The 21,158-nt window shown below is 73.2% G+C and carries 17 protein-coding genes; 7 read left to right on the top strand and 10 right to left on the bottom strand.

Annotated elements, in window-relative coordinates; translation table 11 throughout:
• Position 1 precedes the first annotated feature (1 nt).
• Both ABWO84_RS14395 and ABWO84_RS14390 read right to left on the bottom strand, forming a co-directional pair.
• Positions 2–847, bottom strand: a complete 846-nt coding sequence (locus ABWO84_RS14395) for a PhzF family phenazine biosynthesis protein (protein ID WP_353115745.1) — start codon at positions 845–847, stop codon at positions 2–4.
• A gap of 43 nt (positions 848–890) precedes the next feature.
• Entirely contained in the window at positions 891–2,549 is a 1,659-nt protein-coding gene (locus ABWO84_RS14390; protein ID WP_353115743.1) for a thiamine pyrophosphate-binding protein, read from the bottom strand.
• A gap of 148 nt (positions 2,550–2,697) precedes the next feature.
• Between ABWO84_RS14390 and ABWO84_RS14385 the strand changes: the two genes are divergently transcribed.
• A complete protein-coding gene (locus tag ABWO84_RS14385) occupies positions 2,698–3,207 on the top strand; it encodes a phosphoribosyltransferase (RefSeq protein WP_353115741.1) in 510 nt (169 codons plus the stop codon).
• A 12-nt stretch (positions 3,208–3,219) separates the two neighbouring features.
• On the opposite strand, the gene ABWO84_RS14380 is transcribed toward ABWO84_RS14385, so the two are convergent.
• Entirely contained in the window at positions 3,220–3,993 is a 774-nt protein-coding gene (locus tag ABWO84_RS14380) for an IclR family transcriptional regulator (RefSeq protein WP_353115739.1), read from the bottom strand.
• Positions 3,994–4,161: 168 nt separating this feature from the next.
• On the opposite strand from ABWO84_RS14380, the gene dhaK reads away from it, so the two are divergent.
• From dhaK to ptsP, 3 genes are read left to right on the top strand one after another with little or no spacing between them, the layout of a single operon-like run.
• Positions 4,162–5,157 carry a dihydroxyacetone kinase subunit DhaK gene (dhaK, locus tag ABWO84_RS14375; RefSeq protein WP_353115737.1) on the top strand — a complete coding sequence of 332 codons (996 nt, stop codon included), beginning with the start codon at positions 4,162–4,164 and terminating at the stop codon, positions 5,155–5,157.
• Between the two features lie 41 nt (positions 5,158–5,198).
• On the top strand, positions 5,199–5,843 hold the full coding sequence (dhaL, locus tag ABWO84_RS14370) for a dihydroxyacetone kinase subunit DhaL (RefSeq protein WP_353115735.1): 645 nt from the start codon (positions 5,199–5,201) through the stop codon (positions 5,841–5,843).
• Positions 5,843–8,344 (top strand): phosphoenolpyruvate--protein phosphotransferase, encoded by a 2,502-nt coding sequence (gene ptsP / locus ABWO84_RS14365; protein WP_353115733.1) that lies wholly within the window; start codon positions 5,843–5,845, stop codon positions 8,342–8,344. The genes dhaL and ptsP overlap by 1 nt, the downstream gene beginning before the upstream one ends.
• Positions 8,345–8,413: 69 nt before the next feature.
• On the opposite strand, the gene ABWO84_RS14360 is transcribed toward ptsP, so the two are convergent.
• The 4 genes from ABWO84_RS14360 to pdhA form a co-directional block, all read right to left on the bottom strand.
• On the bottom strand, positions 8,414–9,742 hold the full coding sequence (locus ABWO84_RS14360) for an MFS transporter (protein ID WP_502915422.1): 1,329 nt from the start codon (positions 9,740–9,742) through the stop codon (positions 8,414–8,416).
• A gap of 121 nt (positions 9,743–9,863) precedes the next feature.
• A complete protein-coding gene (locus ABWO84_RS14355; RefSeq protein ID WP_353115729.1) occupies positions 9,864–11,222 on the bottom strand; it encodes a dihydrolipoamide acetyltransferase family protein in 1,359 nt (452 codons plus the stop codon).
• Positions 11,219–12,244: an alpha-ketoacid dehydrogenase subunit beta gene (locus ABWO84_RS14350; RefSeq protein ID WP_353115727.1), complete on the bottom strand. Its 1,026-nt coding sequence runs from the start codon at positions 12,242–12,244 to the stop codon at positions 11,219–11,221. Before ABWO84_RS14350 ends, ABWO84_RS14355 begins: the two co-directional genes overlap by 4 nt.
• A complete protein-coding gene (gene pdhA / locus ABWO84_RS14345; RefSeq protein WP_353115725.1) occupies positions 12,241–13,344 on the bottom strand; it encodes a pyruvate dehydrogenase (acetyl-transferring) E1 component subunit alpha in 1,104 nt (367 codons plus the stop codon). Before pdhA ends, ABWO84_RS14350 begins: the two co-directional genes overlap by 4 nt.
• A gap of 180 nt (positions 13,345–13,524) precedes the next feature.
• Here pdhA and ABWO84_RS14340 point away from each other — a divergent pair, with 180 nt between their 5' ends.
• The 3 genes from ABWO84_RS14340 (at position 13,525) to ABWO84_RS14330 (ending at position 17,013) form a co-directional block, all read left to right on the top strand.
• Entirely contained in the window at positions 13,525–13,962 is a 438-nt protein-coding gene (locus tag ABWO84_RS14340; RefSeq protein ID WP_353115723.1) for an Lrp/AsnC family transcriptional regulator, read from the top strand.
• Between the two features lie 132 nt (positions 13,963–14,094).
• On the top strand, positions 14,095–15,534 hold the full coding sequence (locus tag ABWO84_RS14335; protein WP_353115721.1) for an aldehyde dehydrogenase family protein: 1,440 nt from the start codon (positions 14,095–14,097) through the stop codon (positions 15,532–15,534).
• Positions 15,535–15,537: 3 nt separating this feature from the next.
• On the top strand, positions 15,538–17,013 hold the full coding sequence (locus ABWO84_RS14330; protein ID WP_353115719.1) for a GMC family oxidoreductase: 1,476 nt from the start codon (positions 15,538–15,540) through the stop codon (positions 17,011–17,013).
• Between the two features lie 3 nt (positions 17,014–17,016).
• Here ABWO84_RS14330 and ABWO84_RS14325 read toward each other — a convergent pair whose 3' ends face one another.
• The 3 genes from ABWO84_RS14325 to ABWO84_RS14315 are packed head-to-tail and all read right to left on the bottom strand — an operon-like array spanning position 17,017 to position 20,980.
• Positions 17,017–18,189 carry an acyl-CoA dehydrogenase family protein gene (locus ABWO84_RS14325; RefSeq protein WP_353115717.1) on the bottom strand — a complete coding sequence of 391 codons (1,173 nt, stop codon included), beginning with the start codon at positions 18,187–18,189 and terminating at the stop codon, positions 17,017–17,019.
• A complete protein-coding gene (locus ABWO84_RS14320; RefSeq protein WP_353115715.1) occupies positions 18,189–19,463 on the bottom strand; it encodes a beta-ketoacyl-[acyl-carrier-protein] synthase family protein in 1,275 nt (424 codons plus the stop codon). The genes ABWO84_RS14325 and ABWO84_RS14320 overlap by 1 nt, the downstream gene beginning before the upstream one ends.
• Positions 19,460–20,980: a class I adenylate-forming enzyme family protein gene (locus ABWO84_RS14315; protein WP_353115713.1), complete on the bottom strand. Its 1,521-nt coding sequence runs from the start codon at positions 20,978–20,980 to the stop codon at positions 19,460–19,462. The genes ABWO84_RS14320 and ABWO84_RS14315 overlap by 4 nt, the downstream gene beginning before the upstream one ends.
• Between the last annotated feature and the right edge of the window lie 178 nt (positions 20,981–21,158).

The following is a 21,158-nucleotide window of genomic DNA, read 5'->3' as shown; positions in this document are numbered from 1 at the left end:
CTCAGTCCCGGATCGCGGTCGCACCCCCGGAGACGACGATCCCGCCCTCCGACGGGATGCGCACGGTGAGTATGCTCGGGCGGCCGACGTGCCCGCCCTGGCGGATGTGCACGATCCGCTCCGGACGGCCCACGGCGCGCAGGTAGGCGCCGACCGATGCCGCGGCGGACCCCGTCGCGGGGTCTTCGGTGATCCGGCCGACGGGGAAGAGGTTGCGCGCGAGGTAGACGCCGTCGCCTTCGGGATGCAGCACGGTGACGGTGCCGGCCCAGCCCTGTTCCCTCATGAGCGCGGCGACCTCGCCGGGAGCGAACCGGAACTGGTGGAACAGTTCCCGATCAGCGAGCACGATCACCGGGTGGCGGTTGCCGGCGAAGGACTCGCGCGGAGGGAAGCCGGGGGAGAGGTCGTCGTCGTGCAGGCCGAGCATCCCGAGGAGGCGGGTGAGCACCGGGGCGTCCAGCTCCCGCACCGCCGGCTCGACGCTGGTGAACGCGACGGTCACCCCCTGTACGTCCGCGGACGCGGTGAGCACGACGTCTCCGGCCGCCGTGGCGAAGGTCATCTCCCCGGGACCGTCGCGTTCGGCGAGGGCGACGGCGGTCGCCACGGTCGCGTGGCCGCAGAACGGCACCTCCGCGGCGGGGGACCAGTATCGCACCCGGTGGCGCCCGTCGGCTTCCCGCCCGGTCACGAAAGCGGTCTCCGAATAGCCGACCTCGGCGGCGATCCGCTGCATCCGCTCGTCGTCGAGCCCTGCCGCGTCGAGCACCACGCCCGCGGGGTTGCCGCCGTCGGGGGTCTCGGCGAACGCGCTGTAGCGCAGGATCTCGGGGGAGCCGGTCATGTCGGCGAGCCTACCCGCGCCGCGCGGCGAGCGCCCTGCGGCGTCAGGAGTTCACGCGGATGATCTCGCGCTGGTACGGCGCGATGACGTCTCCCGAGACGCGCAGGTCGAGCACGAGGAAACGGCGCTCCGCGGGGTCCTCCCGCGTCCACGCGGCGAGCCGCTCGAGGTCGTCGAGGGACCGCACCGCGACGCCCTCCGCACCGACCGCTCCGGCGAACGCAGCGAAGTCGACCTCGGGGATGCGCATCGGCTCCTGGGCGAGCCCCTTGAGACCGTAGAGGTTGACCTCGGCGCCGTAGGCGGCGTCGTTCCAGACCACCGCGATGCCCCGCCCGCCGGCGGCGCGCACCGCGGACTCGAGGTCGGCGATCGCCATGAGGCCGCCGCCGTCGCCCGAGGTCAGCACGATGGTGGAGTCGGGACGGGCCCGCGTCGCGCCGACCACGCTCGGCCAGCCCTGGCCGATCGCCTGGAAGGCCGTGCCGATCATCATCATGCGGTCGGGGGAGGCGACCGGCCAGTACATGTTGGCCCATCCGATGAAGTGCCCGCCGTCGGAGACGACGACGCGGTCCTCGGGGAGCAGCTCGGCGATGCGCCGGGCAGCCGCGCGGGGGTCGAGACGCCCGTCGGCGGCGAGGTCGTCGCCGTGCTCGTACGCGCGGGACGCCGCGACGTCGACGCTCTCGCGCCACGGAGCGGCCGGGGCGCCGTCCCGCACGGCTCGCACGCGCAGCACGAGCGTCTCCGCCACCACGCGCGCGTCGCCGCGCACGAAGCCGCCCACGTGCGCGTGCGTGGCCGCGGGGGCGACGTCCACCTGGAACACGCGCGTGCCCGGAGCGAACAGTTCGCCGAACCGCATCGTGAACTGGTTGAGGGAGGCGCCGAACACGACGGCGACATCCGCGTCGCGCACCAGCTCCATCGCCCCGTCGGCGCCGAACCCGCCGGTCACGCCGAGGTCGAACCTCCGGTCGGGGAACAGCCCGCGGCCGAGCGCCGTCGAGGCCGTCAGCGCGCCGGTCTCCGCGGCCAGCTCTCCCAGCGCCGCGCCCGCGCCGGAGAGCCAGGCGCCGCGCCCGGCGAGCAGGAAGGGTCGTGCGGCGCCGGCCAGCGCCGCGGCGATCTCGTCGAGCATCCCCTCCGCGAACTCCCCGCGAGGGGCGAGCGGAGCGGGCGTCCGCGGAGCGTCGACCGCGGGCACCTCCCCGGCGTCGAGGGTCGCGACGTCGTAGGGGATCGCCAGGACGACGGGAACGCGGTAGGTCAGGGCGTGCTCGATCGCGATGACGACGGTCGCCGCGGCGTCGGCGCGACCCACCGTGTAGGTGCGGGCGCCGACGCCCGAGGCGAGCGCGATCTGGTCGACGTCCCAGGGGCGGGGGCCCGAGGTGGGCTCGTCGCCGACGACGAGCACGAGCGGCACGTGCGCCTGCACCGACTCGGCCAGCGCCGTGAGCGTGTTCGTGAAGCCGGCTCCGTAGGTCGTCGTCGCGGCGGCGATGCGGCCGGAGGCGCGGAAGTGCGCATCGGCGGCGACGACGGCGCCCTGCTCGTGGCGCACCGCCGTGTAGGTGGCGTCGGTCTGCTTCTCAAGGGCGTCGAGGAAGTACGCGTTGCCGTTGCCCATCACGCCGAAGACGTGGTCGATGTGGCGGGCGGTCGTGAGCGCGACGTGGGCGGAGACGGAGGGCATGGCGGAGCCTTTCGAGACGGGACGGATGATTCCGTATGTGTCTCGCCGCGCGCGTCGATGCGTCGTGGGCTTCGTGCCCCTTTTTCGGGCACCGGCCGGGATGCCGGACACGTTCATCTTATCGGGGACGGCGTGCGAGAGTAGATCCATGACGGATGCACCGCACGAGCGCGAGACGCTCACCTGGGACGGTTTCGGAGAAGCGACGCGGGATCTCGCGCGGCGCATCCTCGCCAGCGGCTTCGAGCCGGAGGTGGTGGTGGCGATCGCCCGCGGCGGGCTGCTCCCGGCCGGAGCGATCGCGTACGGCCTCGGCGCCAAGAACTGCGGTGCGATCAACGTGGAGTTCTACACCGGCATCGGCACCGTGCTCGATGCTCCCGAGGTGCTCCCGCCCGAGCTGGACATGGACTACCTCGACGGGCGCCGCGTGCTGCTCGTCGACGACGTCGCGGACTCGGGGCGCACGCTCCGCCTTGCGGTCGAGCTGCTGCAGGCCAAGGGGGCCGAGGTGCGATCCGTCACGATCTACACCAAGCCCACGACGGTGATCCAGCCCGACTACGCGTGGAAGGACACCGATCTCTGGATCGACTTCCCCTGGTCGTTCAAGGGCACGGTCCGCGAGGAGGACCTCGGCCTGCCGCCGACGGCCTGATCCGGCCGGAGGTCAGTCCTCGGCGGGCGCGACCCGGGGCGGCCAGGCGGTCGCCCCCAGCTCGCGGGAGATGTTGCGGGCGCTCTCGCGCAGCGCGTCGAGCACGGCGTCCGAGGCGGGCATCGCCGAGGTGGGGAGCACCACGGCGACCGCGGCGACGATGTCTCCGTGCGCGTCGGCGATCGGGGCGGCGATCGACGACTCCCCGAGCACGGCCTCGTCGGTCTCCGTCGCAGTGCCCCGCTCGGCGATGGCGGGCAGCTCGAGGGTGAGGCGCGCGGCATCCGTGATGGTGTCGCCGGTGAGGCTGCGCAGCGGCTCGGAGAAGACGGTGCGCTGGAAGCCGACGTCGTGCGCGAGCAGGACCTTGCCCATCGCCGAGGCGTGCGCCGGGATCGCCATCCCGGTCTCGAGCATCTGCTGGCTGTCGTCGGGGCGCAGGTTGTGGTGGATCACGAGGACCTCGCTGAAGTGCGGAGCGCCGAGCCGCACGGCCAGGCCGGTGCGGCGGGACAGGTCCTGCGTCCAGCGCATCGCCCGCGCCCGCACGTCGAGCGAGTCGAGATAGACGTTGCTGAGCTTGAGCAGCGAGGGGCCGAGCATGTACCGCTGCCCGCCGCGCTCCTTCGCGACCAGGCCGTGCGCGCGCAGCGACGAGACGATGCCGTGCACGGTCGAGGGTGGCAGCGACAGCGCGGCGGCGAGGTCGGTGATGCCGAGATGGCGCGCTCCCTGGAGCAGCTCCAGCACCTTGGCGGCACGATCGATCGCCTGGATCATCGGCATCCGCTCCTTCCGGCGGGGTCGTCCCGGTCGTCCTTGACATTCGTGGCTCGTGCCCGCATATTCGACATTAACGAATAGTGTTCCGATTTCGGAACCCCGTCGCGCAGATGCGGCCCCTCGTGCGCGCGGCGGATGCCACGGTCGTGACTGCACACGAGGAGGATGCAGATGAAGAAGCTCATCAATGCCCCGGAGGGCGTGCTCATCGAATCGCTCAAGGGCCTCGCACTCGCCCATCCGGAGCTCTCGGTCGACCTCGGCCACCGGGTGATCACCCGCGCGGTGCCGAAGGACCAGGGCAAGGTCGCGCTGCTGTCCGGCGGCGGATCGGGCCACGAACCGCTGCACGGCGGCTTCGTCGGTCCCGGGATGCTGGACGCCGCATGCGCCGGAGAGGTGTTCACCTCGCCCACCCCCGACCAGATGCAGGCGGCGACCGCGGCGATCGATCGCGGCGCGGGGGTGCTGCACATCGTGAAGAACTACACCGGCGACGTGATGAACTTCGACATGGCCGCCGAGCTGGCCGCCGCGGACGGCATCGAGGTGCGCTCGGTCGTGGTCGACGACGACGTCGCCGTGCAGGACTCCCTCTACACCGCGGGCCGCCGGGGCGTGGGACTCACGGTGCTGCTCGAGAAGCTCGTCGGCGCGGCCGCCGAGGAGGGCAGGGACCTCGACGCGATCGCCGACCTGGCCGCCCGCATCAACGGGCAGGGGCGGTCGATGGGAATGGCGCTGACGAGCTGCACCGTGCCCGCCGCCGGCAAGCCCACCTTCGACCTGCCCGACGACGAGATGGAGATCGGCATCGGGATCCACGGCGAGCCCGGCCGTCACCGCGTGCCCCTCGCGCCGGCGCACGAGATCGCCGCGCAGCTGGTGGAGCCGATCCTCGCCGACCTCGACTTCGCCGGCTCTCCGGCGATCGTGATGCTCAACGGGATGGGCGCCTCGCCGCTGATCGAGCTGTACCTCATGTACGGCGAGGTCGCCGCGCTTCTGGAGAAGGCCGGCGTGCGCGTCGCGCGCAACCTCGTGGGCAACTACATCACGTCGCTCGACATGGCCGGATGCTCGGTCACCGTGCTCAAGGCCGACGAGGAGCTGCTGGGCCTCTGGGACGCGCCCGTCGTCACACCGGGGCTGCGCTGGGGCGCGTGAGCACGGACACCGACGGACACGACACGGAACAGGACGCACCCATGACCGACACCATCGACACCGCGACGCTCATCGACTGGCTGCACCGCTTCCGCGATGCCGTGACCGAGAAGAAGGACTGGCTCACCGAGCTCGACTCCGCGATCGGAGACGCCGACCACGGGGCGAACATGTCCCGCGGCATGCAGGCCGTCGCGGAGAAGATCGACGCCGCGCCGCCGGCGACCGTCGACGAACTGCTGAAGACCGCGGGCATGACCCTCGTGGGATCGGTCGGCGGGGCGAGCGGCCCGCTCTACGGCACCTTCTTCCTGCGGATGGGGATGACCTCGGGCGCCGTGGCCGAGCTCGACGGGACGGCGCTCGGCGCCGCGCTGCGGGCGGGCCTGGAGGGGATCGTGGCCCGTGGCAAGGCGGAGCCGGGGGACAAGACCCTCTACGACGCGATGTCGCCGGCGACCTCGGCGTTCGACGCCGCGATCGCCGCGGGCGAGGACCTCGGGGCAGCGACCGCGGCCGCGGCCGGTGCGGCCGCGGAAGGTCGCGACGCCACGCTGCCGCTGGTGGCGCGCAAGGGACGGGCGAGTTATCTCGGGGAGCGCAGCGCCGGGCATCTCGATCCCGGGGCCGCATCGACCACCCTGCTGTTCGAGACCCTCGCGGCGGCGGTCGCGGCACGCGGCTGATGATCGGCATCGTCGCGGTCTCGCACAGCGCTCGGCTGGCGGAGGCGGCGCTCGAGCTCGCACAGCAGATGGTGCCCGGCGGCGCGGTGCCCGTGCGTCTCGCCGCCGGGGCGGGGACCGAGCCGGACGGCACGCCGATCCTCGGCACCGACGCGACCGCGGTGTCGTCCGCGATCGACGAGCTGGCAGCCGGCTCCGAGGGTGTGCTGGTGCTCATGGACCTCGGCTCCGCGGTGATGAGCGCCGAGCTCGCGCTCGAGCTGCGGATGAGCGATGCGCCCGTCCGCCTGGTCCCGGCGCCCTTCGTGGAGGGCCTGCTCGCGGCGACGGTCGCGGCGAGCTCGGGGGCGGGCCTGGACGAGGTCGCCGCGGAGGCGTCGTCGGCACTGGTGGCGAAGTCCGCGCAGCTCGGCGCGGAGGAGGACGTCTCCGGCCCAGGCCCGGGGGGCCCGCGGGCCGGAGACGGGGGTATGCCGCGCCAGCGGGTGGTGCGGGTGCGCAATCCGCTGGGGATCCACGCCCGTCCCGCCGCGCTCATCGCGGAGGCGGCACGCGGCTCCGACGTGCGCCTGGTGCGCCTGCCGGACGGACCGGACGCTCCGGCCGCGAGCCTGTCGCGCCTGCTGCTGCTCGGCGCCCGCGAGGGCGATGAGATCGCCCTGCACGCGGCCCCGGACGACGTCCCGGCCGTCGAGCGCCTCGTCGCCCTCTTCGACGACGGTTTCGGCGAGGTACCGTACCCCGGAGGGCCGGCGTCAGCGCGTGAGGTGTCCGTACCGTACCCCGGAGGGCCGGCGTCAGCGCGTGAGGTGTCCGTACCGTACCCCGGAGGGCCGGCGTCAGCAGCCGATGCACCCGCCCGTGCCCGCGGCGTGAGCCCGGGCCGCGCGGTCGGTGTCGTGGCCGTGCTCGGCGCGGCGGTCTCCGAGCCCCCCGGCGGCGCGGTCGTCGCCGAGGAGGATCGGGCGGGGGTGGCCGCGCAGATCGCGCCCGCGGCGGCCGCCGTCTCGGCGGGTCTCCGCGAGCGCGCCGCCGCGGCAGCGGGGGAGACCCGCGCGATCCTCGAGGCGACGGCGCTGCTCGCCGACGATCCCGAGCTTTCGGCGGCGGCCGCCGGCCTCGTACGCACCGGAGGGCTCTCCGCGGCGCGTGCGGTGTGGGAGGCCTCCGCCGGGCAGGAGCGGGCGCTCTCGGCGCTCGGGGGACGGATGGCCGAACGCGCCGCCGACCTCCGCGACATCCGTGATCGCGTCGTCGCCGCGCTCCTGGGCGTCGAGGTCCCCGGCGTCCCGGAGACCGAGGAGCCCTTCGTGCTGGCCGCGGTCGACCTCGCTCCTGCCGACACGGCGGCGCTGGAGGGCAGCGCGTGCGTCGCGCTCGTGACGGAGCAGGGCGGTCCCACGTCGCACACCGCGATCATCGCCCGTGCGCTGGGGCTGCCGGCCGTCGTCGGGTTCGCCGGGACGTCCCGGCTGCCGGTCGGCACCCGCGTGCTGGTGGACGGCGACAGCGGTGAGGTCCTGGTCGATCCCGATGACGCCGCGGTGGCCGCGGTGGCCGCCGCATCCGCCGTCCCCTCCTTCGACGGTCACGGTGGTCTTTCCGACGGCACCGCGATCGCGCTCCGCGCCAACGTGGGCTCGGCGGCGGAGGCGCAGGCGGCCGCGGAGGCGGGTGCCGAGGGGATCGGCCTGTTCCGCACGGAGTTCTGCTTCCTCGATCGTCAGGACGCGCCGGACGTCGCCGAGCAGACCGGGGCCTACCGTGCCGTGCTCGCGCCGTTCCGCGGACGCCGGGTGGTGGTGCGCACCCTGGACGCGGGATCGGACAAGCCGCTGCCGTTCGCGAACGCCGCGCACGAGGACAACCCCGCTCTCGGGGTGCGGGGGCTCCGCATCGCGCAGGGCAATCCCGGCCTGCTGCGGGATCAGCTGCGTGCGATCGCGGCGGCGGCCGGGGAGACGGGGACGGACGTCGAGGTGATGGCGCCGATGGTGGCGACCGTCGACGAGGCGGCGTCCTTCGCCGAGGAGTGCCGTGCCGCCGGCATCGCGCGGGCCGGGATCATGATCGAGACGCCCTCGGCGGCCCTGCTCGCGGAGGAGATGCTCGGGGTCGTGGACTTCGTGAGCCTCGGGACCAACGATCTGGCCCAGTACACGATGGCCGCGGATCGGCTGGCCGCCGAGCTCGGCGACCTCAACGATCCGTGGCAGCCGGCTGTGCTCCGTCTGATCCGCCTGGTCGGCGAGGCCGGACGGGCCGCGGGGAAGCCGGTCGGGGTGTGCGGTGAGGCCGGAGCCGATCCGGTGCTGGCCCCCGTCCTCGTCGGCCTCGGCGTCACGAGCCTGTCCATGGCGCCGCGGGCGCTCGCCCGGGTCGCGGCGGCGCTCCGCGTCGTGTCGGCCGAGGACTGCCGCCGTGCGGCCGGGGCTGCGGCGTCGGCCGCCACCGCCGCCGCCGCCCGCACGGCCGCGCTGACCTCCCTTCCGCGTCCCTGAGCGGCGTCAGAGAAAGGCGCGTCCGGAGGCTCCCGGACGCGCCTTTCTCTGACGCCGTGCGCCCCGGGGTCAGGGGGCGACGCCGAGGTCGATGCCGGGACGGTCCTTCACGAGGCTCACCGCGATGAGGGAGATCACCGTGATGATCGCGATGTAGAGCCCGATGTGCCAGGAGGCGCCGGTGGTCTCGAGGATCGCCGACGAGATCGTCGGCGCGAACGCCCCGCCCAGGATCGCCCCGATCGCGTAGCCGATCGAGACGCCCGAGTAGCGCACCTGCGCGGGGAACATCTCCGCATACAGGGCGGCCTGCGGACCGTAGGAGAGCCCCAGCCCGATGGTGAGGACGAACGCCGCCACGAAATAGAGCACGAGGCTCTTCGAGTCGATGAGGAACCACATCGGGATGGCCCACACCAGCACGAGGACGTATCCCACCTGGAAGGTGCGCACGCGGCCCCACCGGTCGCCGAGCCAGCCGCCGACCAGCGTGAAGATCAGCCATCCGAAGGACGCGAGCGCCGTGGTCATCAGCACTCCCGGGAGCGGCAGGCCGAGCCCCTTGGAGAGGTAGGTGATGAAGAACGCGATCAGGAGGTATCCGGCGGCGTTGTTCGAGATGAAGATGAAGGCGGCGAGCAGCACCTCCTTGGTGTGATGCCGGAAGAGCTGGCCGAGCGGGGCGGACGCCTCACGGCGGCGCTCCTGCAGCTCGGTGAACACCGGCGACTCCTCCACCGCGCGGCGGATGATCCAGCCGACGAGCACGAGCACGATGGAGAAGAGGAAGGGCAGACGCCAGCCCCAGGCCTGGAAAGCCTCGGTGCCGAGCGTGGTCTGCACGAGGTAGAGCACGCCGGTCGCGACGATCATCCCGATCGGCACCCCGATCTGCGGGTAGGCGCCGAAGAAGCTGCGCCGGCCCCGGGGAGCGTGCTCCACCGCCATGAGGGCGGCCCCGCCCCACTCGCCTCCCGCCGAGAAGCCCTGCAGCACGCGGAGCAGGACGAGCAGGATCGGCGCGGCGGCGCCGATCACCGCGTAGGTGGGCAGCAGCCCGATGAGCGCGGTCGAGGCGCCCATGAGGATGAGGGTGAGCACGAGCATCCTCTTGCGTCCGAAGCGGTCGCCGAGGTGCCCGGCCACCACGGCGCCGAGCGGACGGAAGAGGAACGAGATGCCGATCGTGGCGAACGACAGCACCTGCGCCAGCCCGGGGTTCTGCGCGGCGACCGGTGCGAGGAAGAGCGGGCCGAGCACCAGTCCCGCGGCCTGCGCGTAGATGAAGAAGTCGTACCACTCGATGGAGGTGCCGACCAGCGTGCCGATGAGCACTTTCCGCTGCTCGCGGCGGCGCTCCGGGCTGAGCGGTTCTGCGGTTGCTGAGGTCACGGGGATCCCTTCGCGGCGCGACGCTGCGCCATCCTGACTCACCACTGACCGAACGATCGGTCAGTGGTGCACCAGCATGGCACAACTCGTCGGGCGGCGCACTCGAACGCCGCCCGACGCAGGCCGGTCAGACCCGCCCGAAGGCCCGCAGCGGATGCTCGATCAGCTCGACCACGCGGCGCAGGAAGCCCGCGGCATAGCCGCCGTCGCACACCCGGTGGTCGAACACCAGGGAGAGCTGGGCGATCCGGCGCACCACGATCTCGCCGTCGACCACCCAGGGACGCTCGATCATCCGGCCGATACCGAGGATCGCGACGTCGGGGTGGTTGATGATCGCGGCCGAGCCGTCCACGCCGAAGCCGCCGTAGTTGTTCAGGGTGAACGTCGACCCCTGCAGACGCTCGGGAGGCATCCGCCCCGCCCGGGCCGTCTCGGCCAGTTCGCGCAGCGCGGCGTCCAGGCTCTCCACCCGCAGCTCATGGGCGCGCGGGATGACCGGCACCATCAGCCCGCGGTCGGTGTCCGCGGCGACCCCGAGGTTCACGCCCTCGAAGGAGACGATCTCGCCTCCGTCGTCGCTCAGACGCGAGGCGAGCAGCGGATACTCCTCGAGGGCGATGAGCACGAACCGGGCGACGAGCGCGGTGAGCGAGGCGGGCCTGGCGCCCTCGGCGGCCATCCGCCCGCGCACCTCCCAGAGCCCGGTGGCGTCGACATCCACCCACACGGTCGCCTCGGGGATCTCGGCGCGGCTGCGGCTGAGCTTCGCGCTCACGGCCTTGCGGAGCGGCGACATCCGCTCGCGGGAGAGCACGCGCAGGCCGTCGACCTCAGCCGCGCCGGGCGCACCGGCGGCGGGTGCCACGGAGACCGGCTGATCGACCGCGCCGTCGACGGCGGCCCGGAGCACATCGGCGCGGGTGATCGCCCCGTCTGCGCCGGTCGGCACGATCGTGCGGACGTCGAGTCCGAGGTCGCGGGCCAGCCGGCGCACCAGGGGATTGCGCACCGCGACCGGGCCGGGCCGCTCCACGGCGGCGGCCGGGCTCGCGACAGCGGACATCGCCCCCGTCGCCGCTGGCGGGGGCGCGGACGGGCGGCGACGCCGTCCGGAGCGGGCCTTCTCGGAGGTCCCGTACCCGATCAGCACGTTCCCCGATCCGGCCCGCTCCTCGGCGCGGTACGCCTCGTGCTCGACAGACGGCCCCGCGGAGTCCTCCGACGGCGGCGCCCCCTCATCCGCGACCTCGAGCACCGGCGCGCCGACGTCGATCGTGTCGCCCGGGGAGCCGTACAGCGCGAGCACCACGCCGGCGAACGGGCTGGGCAGCTCGACCACGCTCTTGGCGGTCTCGACCTCGGCGATCGGCTGATCGGTGGCGATCGTGTCGCCCACGGCGACGAGCCACTGCACGAGCACCGCCTCGGTGAGGCCCTCGCCGAGGTCGGGAAGGCGGAACACCCTTGCGGTCGCGGTGCTCATTCGCCGTCCTCCCAGTGCAGCGAGTCGATCGCGTCGAGCACCCGGTCGACGTCGGGCAGGTACCAGTGCTCGAACTTCGGCGGCGCGAACGGCACGTCGAAGCCCGTCACGCGGCGCACCGGGGCCTCGAGGAACTCGAAACAGCGCTCGAAGACCCGCGCCTGGATCTCGGATGCCACCGACACGTAGCCGGGGGCCTCCGCGATCACGACCGCGCGCCCGGTCGAGCGCACCGCCGCGGTCACCGTCTCGTCGTCGAAGGGGGCGAGCGATCGGACGTCCACCACCTGCACGCTGCGCCCCTCCTCGGCGGCGGCCTCCGCGGCCTCCCGCGCGAGGGGCACCGAGGTGCCGTAGGCGATGAGCGTCACGTCCGAGCCCTCGCGCACGACCTGCGCGGAGCCGAGGTCCGCCGTGATCGAGGTGTCGACCTCACCCTTGGCCCAGTAGAGCTTCTTCGGCTCCAGGAACACCACCGGGTCGGGGGAGGCGATCGCCGCCCGCAGCAGCGAGTACGCGTCCTGCGGGGTCGACGGCGACACGACCGTGAGCCCGGGCGTGTGCGTGTAGTACGCCTCGGAGGAGTCGCAGTGATGCTCCACCCCGCCGATCCCGCCGCCGTAGGGGATGCGGATGACCATCGGCACGCGCACCGCGCCGCGCGTGCGGTTCGCGAGCTTCGCGACATGGCTGACGACCTGCTCGAACGCGGGGTAGGCGAACGCGTCGAACTGCATCTCCACCACGGGGCGCATGCCGTTCATCGCCATCCCCACCGCGGTGCCCACGATGCCCGACTCGGCGAGCGGGGTATCGAAGCAGCGGTCCTCCCCGAAGCGGGCGGTCAGCCCGTCGGTGATGCGGAACACGCCGCCGAGGGCGCCGACGTCCTCGCCGAACACCAGCACGGACGGGTCGTCCGCGAGGGCGTCCGCGAGGGCGCGGTTCAGGGCGCCCGCCATGCTCATCGTCTCGACCCCGGACTCGGTGGTCTCGGGCATCCGCACATCGGCGATCGTCATCGTGCACCTCCGGCATCGGTGAGGGAGTCCCGCTCGAGCTCGCCGCGCAGCAGCGCCCACTGCTCCTCGAGCTGCGGGGAGCGCTCGGCGCGCACGAAGCGGAACAGGTCCTCGGGATCGAGATCGGCGTCGGCGTTCATCACGCGGCGCAGCTCGGCGGCGATCTCCTCGGCGCCCTCGGCCAGCCCGCGCTCGGCCTCGTCGTCGAGGGCGCCCTCTGCGCGCAGGTACGCGGCGAGCCGCAGCAGCGGGTCCCGGGCGATCCAGGCCTGCACCTCTTCGCGCTCGCGGTAGCGGGTGTCGTCGTCGGCGTTGGTGTGCGCCTGCATGCGGTAGGTGTGCGCCTCGACGAGCGAGGGGCCGCCGCCGGAGCGGGCGCGGTCGATCGCCTCGCCCATCACCGCCAGCACCGCTGCGGCGTCGTTGCCGTCCACGCGCCGACCGGGCATCCCGTAGCCGATCGCCTTGTGCGCGAGCGAAGGGGCGGCCGTCTGCCGCGAGAGCGGCACGGAGATCGCGAACTCGTTGTTCTGCACCAGGAAGACCACCGGCACATGGAACACCGCGGCGAAGTTCATCGCCTCGTGGAAGTCGCCTTCGCTGGTCGCCCCGTCGCCGCACAGCGCGACCACGACCGTGTCCTCGCCACGGAGCTTGGCGGCGTGTGCGAAGCCGACCGCGTGCAGCAGCTGCGTCGCGAGCGGTGTGGCCTGCGGGGCGACGCGGTGCTCCGCAGGGTCGTAGCCCGAGTGCCAGTCGCCCTTCAGGAGCACCATCGCGTCGGCGGGGGCGATTCCCCGCGCGATCACGGCGACCGAGTCGCGGTAGGTCGGGAACAGCCAGTCGTGGTCGCCGAGCAGCAGCGAGGCGCCCACCTGGCACGCCTCCTGGCCGTGCGACGACGGGTAGACGGCCAGCCGTCCCTGCCGCACGAGAGCGGTGCACTGGTCGTTGATCCGGCGGCCCTCGAAGAGCCCGCGGTAGGCCCGCAGCAGCATCTCCCGATCCGGCAGCGGGGCCCGCTCATCGGCGGTGCGCCGTCCGTCCTGGTCGATCAGCTGCACCGGTGCGTCATCGGGGAGCATCCATCGGTCGTCCATCGCCCGCCTTCCTTGCCGAACTCGTCCCTCCAGGATGCGAGCGGGGCGTCAATCGTCCAAGTACTTGCTTGCAGAATCGTACGAATGTCGACGAACATCACCTTGATGCGACAAACTGTCAGAAATCGATGACGATTCGGCGGCCGAGGGGGCGGCGCGACGAGGACGAGGAGGCCCCGCATGGTCGAGCTGGACGAGACGGATCACGCGATCCTCCGGATGCTGCAGCGCGACGCGCGCGCGTCGATGACGGCGATCGGCGAAGCGGTGCACATCTCGCGCGCCGGCGCCCACGCCCGCATCAAGAGGCTCACCGACGCCGGCGTGATCACGGGCTACTCCGTGCGCACAGACCCGGTGCTGCTCGGGCAGCATGCGTCGGCCTACGTGATGATGGCGATCGAGCAGGCGAGCTGGCAGGAGGTGCAGGCACGGCTGCGCGAGATCCCAGAGGTCGAGCACATGGCGCTCGTCGGCGGAGACTTCGACGTGCTGCTGCTCGTGCGGGCGAGCGACGCCCGGCACCTGCGGCGCATCGTGCTCGAGGACATCCAGGCGATCCCGCACGTGCGCTCCACCCGCACCACGCTGATCTTCGAGGACTTCCAGCAGGTCTGATCGGCCCTCGCCCGGGCGAACCGTACGCACAGGGACATCCCCGGCGCGCTGGGCGACAAGACGGCGCTCCCGCCCCCGACCCACAATGGGGGAAGGGCCGACCGCCCGCCTGCACGCCCGAAGGAGACGCCGATGTCCGACACCGCCGCAACCGCAGCAGCCGCGCTGCTCGACCGCATCCAGGCCCCCGAGGGGCGGGGGCGGGAGATCCCCGACGCGGCCACGCGCGAGGTCATCGGCCGCGCCCCCGTGCAGTCCGTGGCCGAGCTCGACGACGCGATCGCGCGCGCCAGGGCCGCGCAGCCCGGATGGGACGCGCTCGGGCACGCGCGGCGCAGCGAGCTGCTGCTCGCCGCGGCCGACGCGATCGATGCGAACGCCGAGGCGCTCGCCCATCTCCTCTCCCGTGAGCAGGGCAAGCCCCTGAACGGGCCGAACGCCCGCTTCGAGCTCGGTGCCTGCTCGGCCTGGCTGCGCACGAACGCCGCCACCGAGCTCCCCGTGCAGGTGCTCGTGGACGACGAGACCCTGCACGCCGAGCTGGTCTACAAGGCCGCCGGCGTGGTGGGGGCGATCGGTCCCTGGAACTGGCCGCTGATGATCACCATCTGGCAGATCGGACCGGCGCTGCGGATGGGCAACACCGTGGTCGCCAAGCCCAGCGAGTACACGCCGCTGAGCGTGCTCGCCCTGCTGTCCGTCATGAACGACGTGCTTCCCGCCGACGTGCTGATCGGCGTCTCCGGCGACCGGGCGACCGGTGCCCGTCTCGCCTCGCACCCGGACATCGACAAGGTGATGTTCACCGGGTCGACGGCGACCGGCCGGAAGATCATCGAGAGCTCCGCCGGCAACCTCGCTCGTCTCACGCTCGAGCTCGGCGGGAACGACGCGGGCATCGTGCTGCCCGGCACTGACCCGCAGGCGATCGCGGAGGACCTCTTCTGGGGGGCGTTCATCAACACCGGGCAGACCTGCGCCGCGATGAAGCGCCTCTACGTGCACGACTCGATCTACGACGAGGTCGTCGACGCGCTCGCGGGCATCGCCGCCGCCGTGCCGATGGGCAACGGCCTCGACGAGGAGAACGTGCTGGGGCCCCTGCAGAACAGGGCGCAGTTCGACATCGTCAGCCGTCTGGTGGAGGACGCCAGGGCACGCGGTGCGCGCATCGTGACCGGCGGCGAGGCCGCCCCCGAGCTCGGAGAGCTGTTCTACCGTGCCACGATCGTCGCGGACATCGACGACGACGCCGCGCTCGTGCAGGAGGAGCAGTTCGGTCCCGCGCTGCCGGTGATCCGCTACTCCGACGTGGACGAGGCCTTCGCCCGCGCGAACGCCGTCGACGTCGGCCTCGGCGCCTCGGTGTGGTCGAGCGACCCCGAGACGGCTCGCGCGGCGGCGACCCGCATGCAGTCCGGCACCGTCTGGATCAACTCCCACGGCGGCCTGCATCCCATGGTGCCGTTCGGCGGCGTGAAGAGCTCGGGCTACGGCCTGGAGTTCGGCGTCGAGGGGCTCAAGTCGGTGTCGGTCACCCAGGTCGTCAGCGGCCCCGGCCGGAAGGGCTGAGAGATGGCGCGCTCCGTCATCGTGGTGGGGGCCGGTACCGCGGGCTCCATCCTCACGCGCCGTCTGGTCGACGCGGGACTCGAGGTCACGCTGATCGAGGCCGGCGGGTACGACACCAATCCCGCGATCCACGATCCCTCCCGCGCCGGCGAGCTCTGGCACTCCCGCGAGGATTGGGACTTCCGCACCGTGCCCCAGGAGCACGCGGCCGGTCGCCGCCTGCACCTGCCCCGAGGGCGCGTCACCGGGGGCTCTCATGCGCTCAACGCCATGATCTGGGTGCGCTGCGCGGCCTCCGACTTCGACGGCTGGGAGGCCGCCGGGGCGACGGGCTGGGGCTGGGACGCCGTCGAGCCCGTGTACGAGGCGATCGAGAACGATCTCCTCCCGGTCACCGACGACTATCCGCTCGTGCCGGTCCAGCAGTCGATCGTCGCGGCGGCGCAGCAGGAGGGGCTCGCGCTCAACCCGGACTACAACGGCGGGACCCTGGACGGGGTGTCGCAGGAGCAGGTCACCCTGCGGGACGGCCGCCGCGTGAACACCTGGATGGCCTACGTGGAGCCGGTGCGGCAGGCGCCGGGCCTGCGGATCGAGACGGACGCCGAGGTGCACTCCGTCATCGTCGAGGAGGGGCGGGCCGTCGGCGTGCGCCTCGGCGAGGGGGCCGCGCAGCGCGAGCTGCGCGCCGACGAGGTCGTGCTCGCCGCGGGTGCGATCGGAAGCCCGGCCATCCTGCTGCGATCGGGCATCGGCCCCCGCGACGGGCTCGAGGCCCTCGGGATCGAGGTCGTCGTCGCGTCCCCCGAGGTCGGGGCGAACCTGCACGACCACCTCCTCTCGCCGGTGATCTTCACCACGGCGCGCGAGGTCGGCCCGCCGCAGCCCGGTGTCTCGGTCACGCAGACGCACCTGTTCTGGCGCAGCTCCCCGGAGCTCGCCGCGCCCGACACGCAGCCGATCCACTTCTCGGTGCCGATGTGGGGCGAGCTCGAGCCGCGCGGCGCCGACGGGTTCTCGCTCATGGCGGGCCTCATCACGCCGCACAGCCGCGGCAGCCTCTCGCTGTCCGGGACGGGTCTCGACGATCCGCTGGTGATCGACCTCGGCGCGCTGTCCGACGAGCGCGACGTCGCCGCGCTGGCCGCCTCGGTGCGGCAGTGCCGGCGGATCGGCGCGCAGCCGGCGCTTGCGGAGGAGTGGGGCGCCGTCGAGGCCTACCCCGGTCCCGAGGTCACCGACGACGGGGTGGAGGACTGGGTGCGCCGCACCGCGATCACCTATCACCACCAGGTCGGCACGTGCCGGATGGGCTCCGACAGCGCGGCGGTCGTCGACCCGGAGCTGCGCGTGCGCGGCGTCGCCGGCCTGCGGGTGATCGACGCCTCGGTCATGCCGACCGTGACGACGGGCAACACCAACGCCCCGGCGGCGATGATCGCCGAACGCGGTGCGCGGATGCTCCTCGCCGCCGGATAGCGCTCAGTCGTCGAGGAGCGCCGCAGCGTACATCGGACGGGCAGCGTCGGCGCTCGGCGGATGGAACAGTCCCGCCGTGGCATCCCGATAGAGACGGCTCAGCTCGTGGCCGTTGTCGAAGCCCGAGCCGCTCGTGCACATCAGCGCCGTCTCCGCGGCGCGCCGGGCGGCGTTCGAGGCGTTGAGGCGTGCGCTCACGAGCAGGAGCGGCCAGTCGGCACCGTGGTCGGCGAGCTCGTCGAAGTCACGGCAGCAGGCCTCCAGCTGCGCGGGCACGGCGAGATACTCGACGTAGGCGTCGGCCAGCCGGGTGCGCGACTCGGGCACCTCCGCGTAGGTCGTGCCGGCCTTCGCCGACTTCCGTGCCTTCAGGCCGGCGGCGGCGAGATCGAGGGCGCGTCGGGCGACCCCCGCGTACACCGAGCCGATGAGCAGCTGGAAGTTGCTCGTGATCGCGAAGGTCAGCAGATCGGGGACGCGGCCGGCGGGGATGCGGCGGGACACCCGCTCCGGGCGCATCCGCACGTCCTTCAGGATCGTCGCACGGCTCTGCGAGGCGCGCATCCCGAGCACGTCCCACTGGTCCGAGACCGTGATCCCGGGGGTGTCGCGCTCCAGGAAGCCGTAGACCAGCGTGGGGTTCTCCGGATCTGACGAGTCCAGTCCGTGCGTGATGAGCCGGGTCCACACCGGGGACAGCGAGGTGAAGATCTTGACCCCGGAGAGCAGGTACGAGCCGTCCTCCTGGGGCACGGCGGCGGTCCTCGACCCCTGCATGACCCAGTCGTTCGACGGCTCGCTGATGCCGAAGGCGAAGATCTCGCCGGCCAGCACCTCCGCGAAGACCCCGTCGAGGGAGTGGTCGCCGCGGTCGCCCATCGCCTTCACGACACCGGTGCACATGAGGTGCATGTTGATGGCGAGGGCGGTGCCGGGGGCGGCACCGGCGAGCCGCTGCTGCAGGTGCGACACCTCGTCGAGGCTCAGTCCCGGACCGCCGGCGGACTGCGGCACGAAGAGCTGCAGGTAGCCGCGCTCCGTGAGCTCGGCGAGGTCCTCGTCGAAGAACCGGTTCTCACGGTCGTACACGGCGGCGCGCTCCCGGAAGCGCGCGAGCAGGTCGTCGGGCAGATAGCGCTCGGCGAGCTCGGCGCGGCGGGTGAGACGGTCGGTCATCATGCCTCCTTCGAGGGCGGGACGGATGGATGTGAGAGCACGACGGCGCCGTTGTGGCCGCCGAAGCCGAACGAGGGCGAGAGCACCCGGCGGAGCGAACCGGTCGTCCGGGCGGTTCCGGAGACGATGTCCCAGTCGGCGAACTCCGGATCGTCGAGGTTGCGGGTGGGCGGGATGATCCCGGTGCGGAGGGTCTGCACCGCGATGACCGCCTCGACGGCGCCGGAGGCGCCGAGGAGGTGGCCGGTGCTCGACTTCGTGGCGGTGAGGGGGATGCGAGGGGCGCGGTCGCCGAACACCGCGCGGAGTGCCGCGAGCTCGGCGGCGTCGCCCGCTGCGGTGCCGGTGCCGTGAGCGTTGACGTGGTCGATGTCAGCGGGGGAGAGGTGCGCGTCGGCGAGGGCGGACGACACCGCTTGCGCGGCGCCGCGGCCCTCCGGATGCGGCGCGGTGGGGTGGTGGGCGTCGCTCGACTCCCCGAATCCCTCCAGCACGGCGAGGATCTCCGCCCCGCGGCGCTCCGCGGCCTCGGCGTCCTCGAGCAGCAGCGCGGCGGCGCCCTGCGACATCACGAAGCCGCGTCGCCCGCGGTCGAACGGGCGGCTGGCGGCGGCGGGGTCGTCCTCGTAGCCGGAGGCCAGCGCGCGCAGGGTGGCGTTCGCGGCGAGGTTCACCGCGTTGAGGCAGTCCTCCATGCCGACCACGAGCACGGCGTCGGCGTAGCCGTGGCGGACGCGGCGCAGCCCGTCGCCCAGCCCGATCGCGCTGCTCGCGCAGGTGGCGGTCACGCCGTGGGCCGTGCCTCGCGCCTCGTAGCGCTGGCTGAGCAGCGCCGCCGCCGCATCCGGGGCGCCGTGCACCACGAGGCTCAGTGGCACGCTGCGGGGTCCTCGGGCGTCGAACGCCCGTGTCGCGGCCTGCATGGCGTCGACCGGCCCCGAGCCGGTCGCGGCGAGCACCGCGAAGCGCTCGGGGGCCCAGGGGGGACCCTGGTCATGCGCGCCGGCCTGTCGCATCGCCTGGTCGGCGGCGGCGATCGCCCACAGCTGCACGGGGCTCAGCCGTCGTGCGAGCGGCGGGTCGACGACGCCCGCGGGGTCGAACCCGCGCACCTGTCCGCCGATCCGCACGGGCAGGCCGTCGAACTCCTCGCCGTCGAGCCGTGCGATGCCGCTGCGTCCGGTCGACACCGCATCCCAGAGCCGCTCCACGCCGAGGCCGCTCGGGGTGATCGCTCCGAGGCCGGTGACCGCCACGCGGCGCGGCGCGGTCACAGTCGCACCGCCCGGGAGCCGTCGGCGAGGAGGTCCGCCGTCGCGGCGCGGCGCACCTTTCCGCCCGTGGTGCGGGGGAGCTCGGCGACGGCGTACCAACGGCGGGGGACGAACTGCGGTGCCAGCTCCGTCCTGGCGCGATCGAGGAGGGCCGTCTTCCCGGGCAGCGCGGCCGGGGCGCCCTCGAGCGCGAGCACGATGACGCTCCCGAGCTTCGGATCGGGGAGCGCGGCCGCGCAGACCGCCCCGATCCCCGGCATCCCGTCGAAGGCGCGCTCGACCTCGGGCAGCGCCACCTTGTGGCCCCCGGTGACGACGATGTCGCCGGCGCGTCCGGCGAGGCGCAGACGGCCGCCGACCAGCCGTCCCTGGTCGTGCACGGTGGCCCAGCCCTCGTCGTCGCGGAGCCGCTCGGACGTCGTCGCCGCCAGATAGCCGTCGGAGCAGGCGTCCGCCCGGATCCACAGTTCCCCGAGCCCGCCCTCGGGAACGTCGTCTCCGAGCGCGTCGCGGATGCGCGCGCCGATCCCGTCGTAGACCGCGATGAGGGTGCCGTCGCCGTCGCGGCTGTCTCCGATGAAGCCGATCTCGGCCGCGCCGTAGTAGCTGATGAGCCGCACCCGTGGCAGCACGTCCGCAAGCCCGGTGCGGATCGAGGACGGCAGGTTCGCCCCGCCGGTGACGACGAGGTCGAGGTCCGCGAACCGTGCGGGGTCGCGCCGTGCGGCATCCGTGAGCGCCCGCACGACGGCGGGGACGGCGACGATCCTGGTCACGCGCTCCGCCAGGATGCGCCGGGCCATGCGCACGGGGTCGAAGGAGTCCGCGACGTGCACGCCGCCGCCGGTCGCGAGGCACTCGATGAGCGCATAGAGGGTGAGGCTGTACGAGACGGGGCCGGGCGCGAGGGTCTCGAGGCCGGGCAGTGGGTCGAGGTGCGCGCTCGAGACCGCGACGTTCGCGCGATACTGGCGACGCGTCTTGAGGAAGGCCTTCGGATCGCTCGTCGTCCCCGAGGAGAACAGCAGCAGGAAGGCCTCGTCGTCCTCGCGGACCGTCGGCGGGGGCGCGGGCTCGGCCTCCTGCGCGCTCCGGAGGAATTCCGGGAGCGTGACCAGCGCGCCCGTCCAGCCGGCGGCGGACAGCGCGTCGGCGAGGGCGGGGTCGTCGCTCACGACGACGCCGATCCCCGCGGCGACGATGATGCGCACGCGGTGCGCGAGCGGCCACAGCGGGTCGATCGTCGCCGACACGGCGCGGTATCCCGCGAGGGCGGCGATGATCCGGGAGGTGTGGAACGCCGAGGCGACGCTCACTCCCGTGATCGGCACGCCCCGGGTCTCGGGGGCCGGGTGCGGGGGATGGGGCTGTGCACGGTGGAGGCCGTCCACGACGGCGAACACCCTCCGGGAATCCTCGACGAGCTCGGCGTAGGAGAGCGCCCCGTCCTCGCCGACGATCGCGGGCTGGTCGGGCCGTTCGCGCGCCGTCTCGAGCACGGTCCTCGTGATCGGCACGGCCACCTCCCGGGCTGAAACGGCTCCGTCCAGTCTAGAACCCGGGGTCCGGGGCGGGCCGCGGACCGTCCCGTTTCGCGGAGGGTGTCCCGTTCCGCGGGTGGTTCGGGTGGGGTTGTCCGGGATTCGTGACGGGGTCTGTGGTTCGGGGAGGGCCGGGCGGGTGTCCCGTTTCGCG

Origin of the sequence: Microbacterium sp. (assembly GCF_040394595.1) — a bacterium.
Taxonomy (GTDB): Bacteria; Actinomycetota; Actinomycetes; order Actinomycetales; family Microbacteriaceae; genus Microbacterium.
This window is presented reverse-complemented; position numbering and strand designations above follow the sequence as displayed.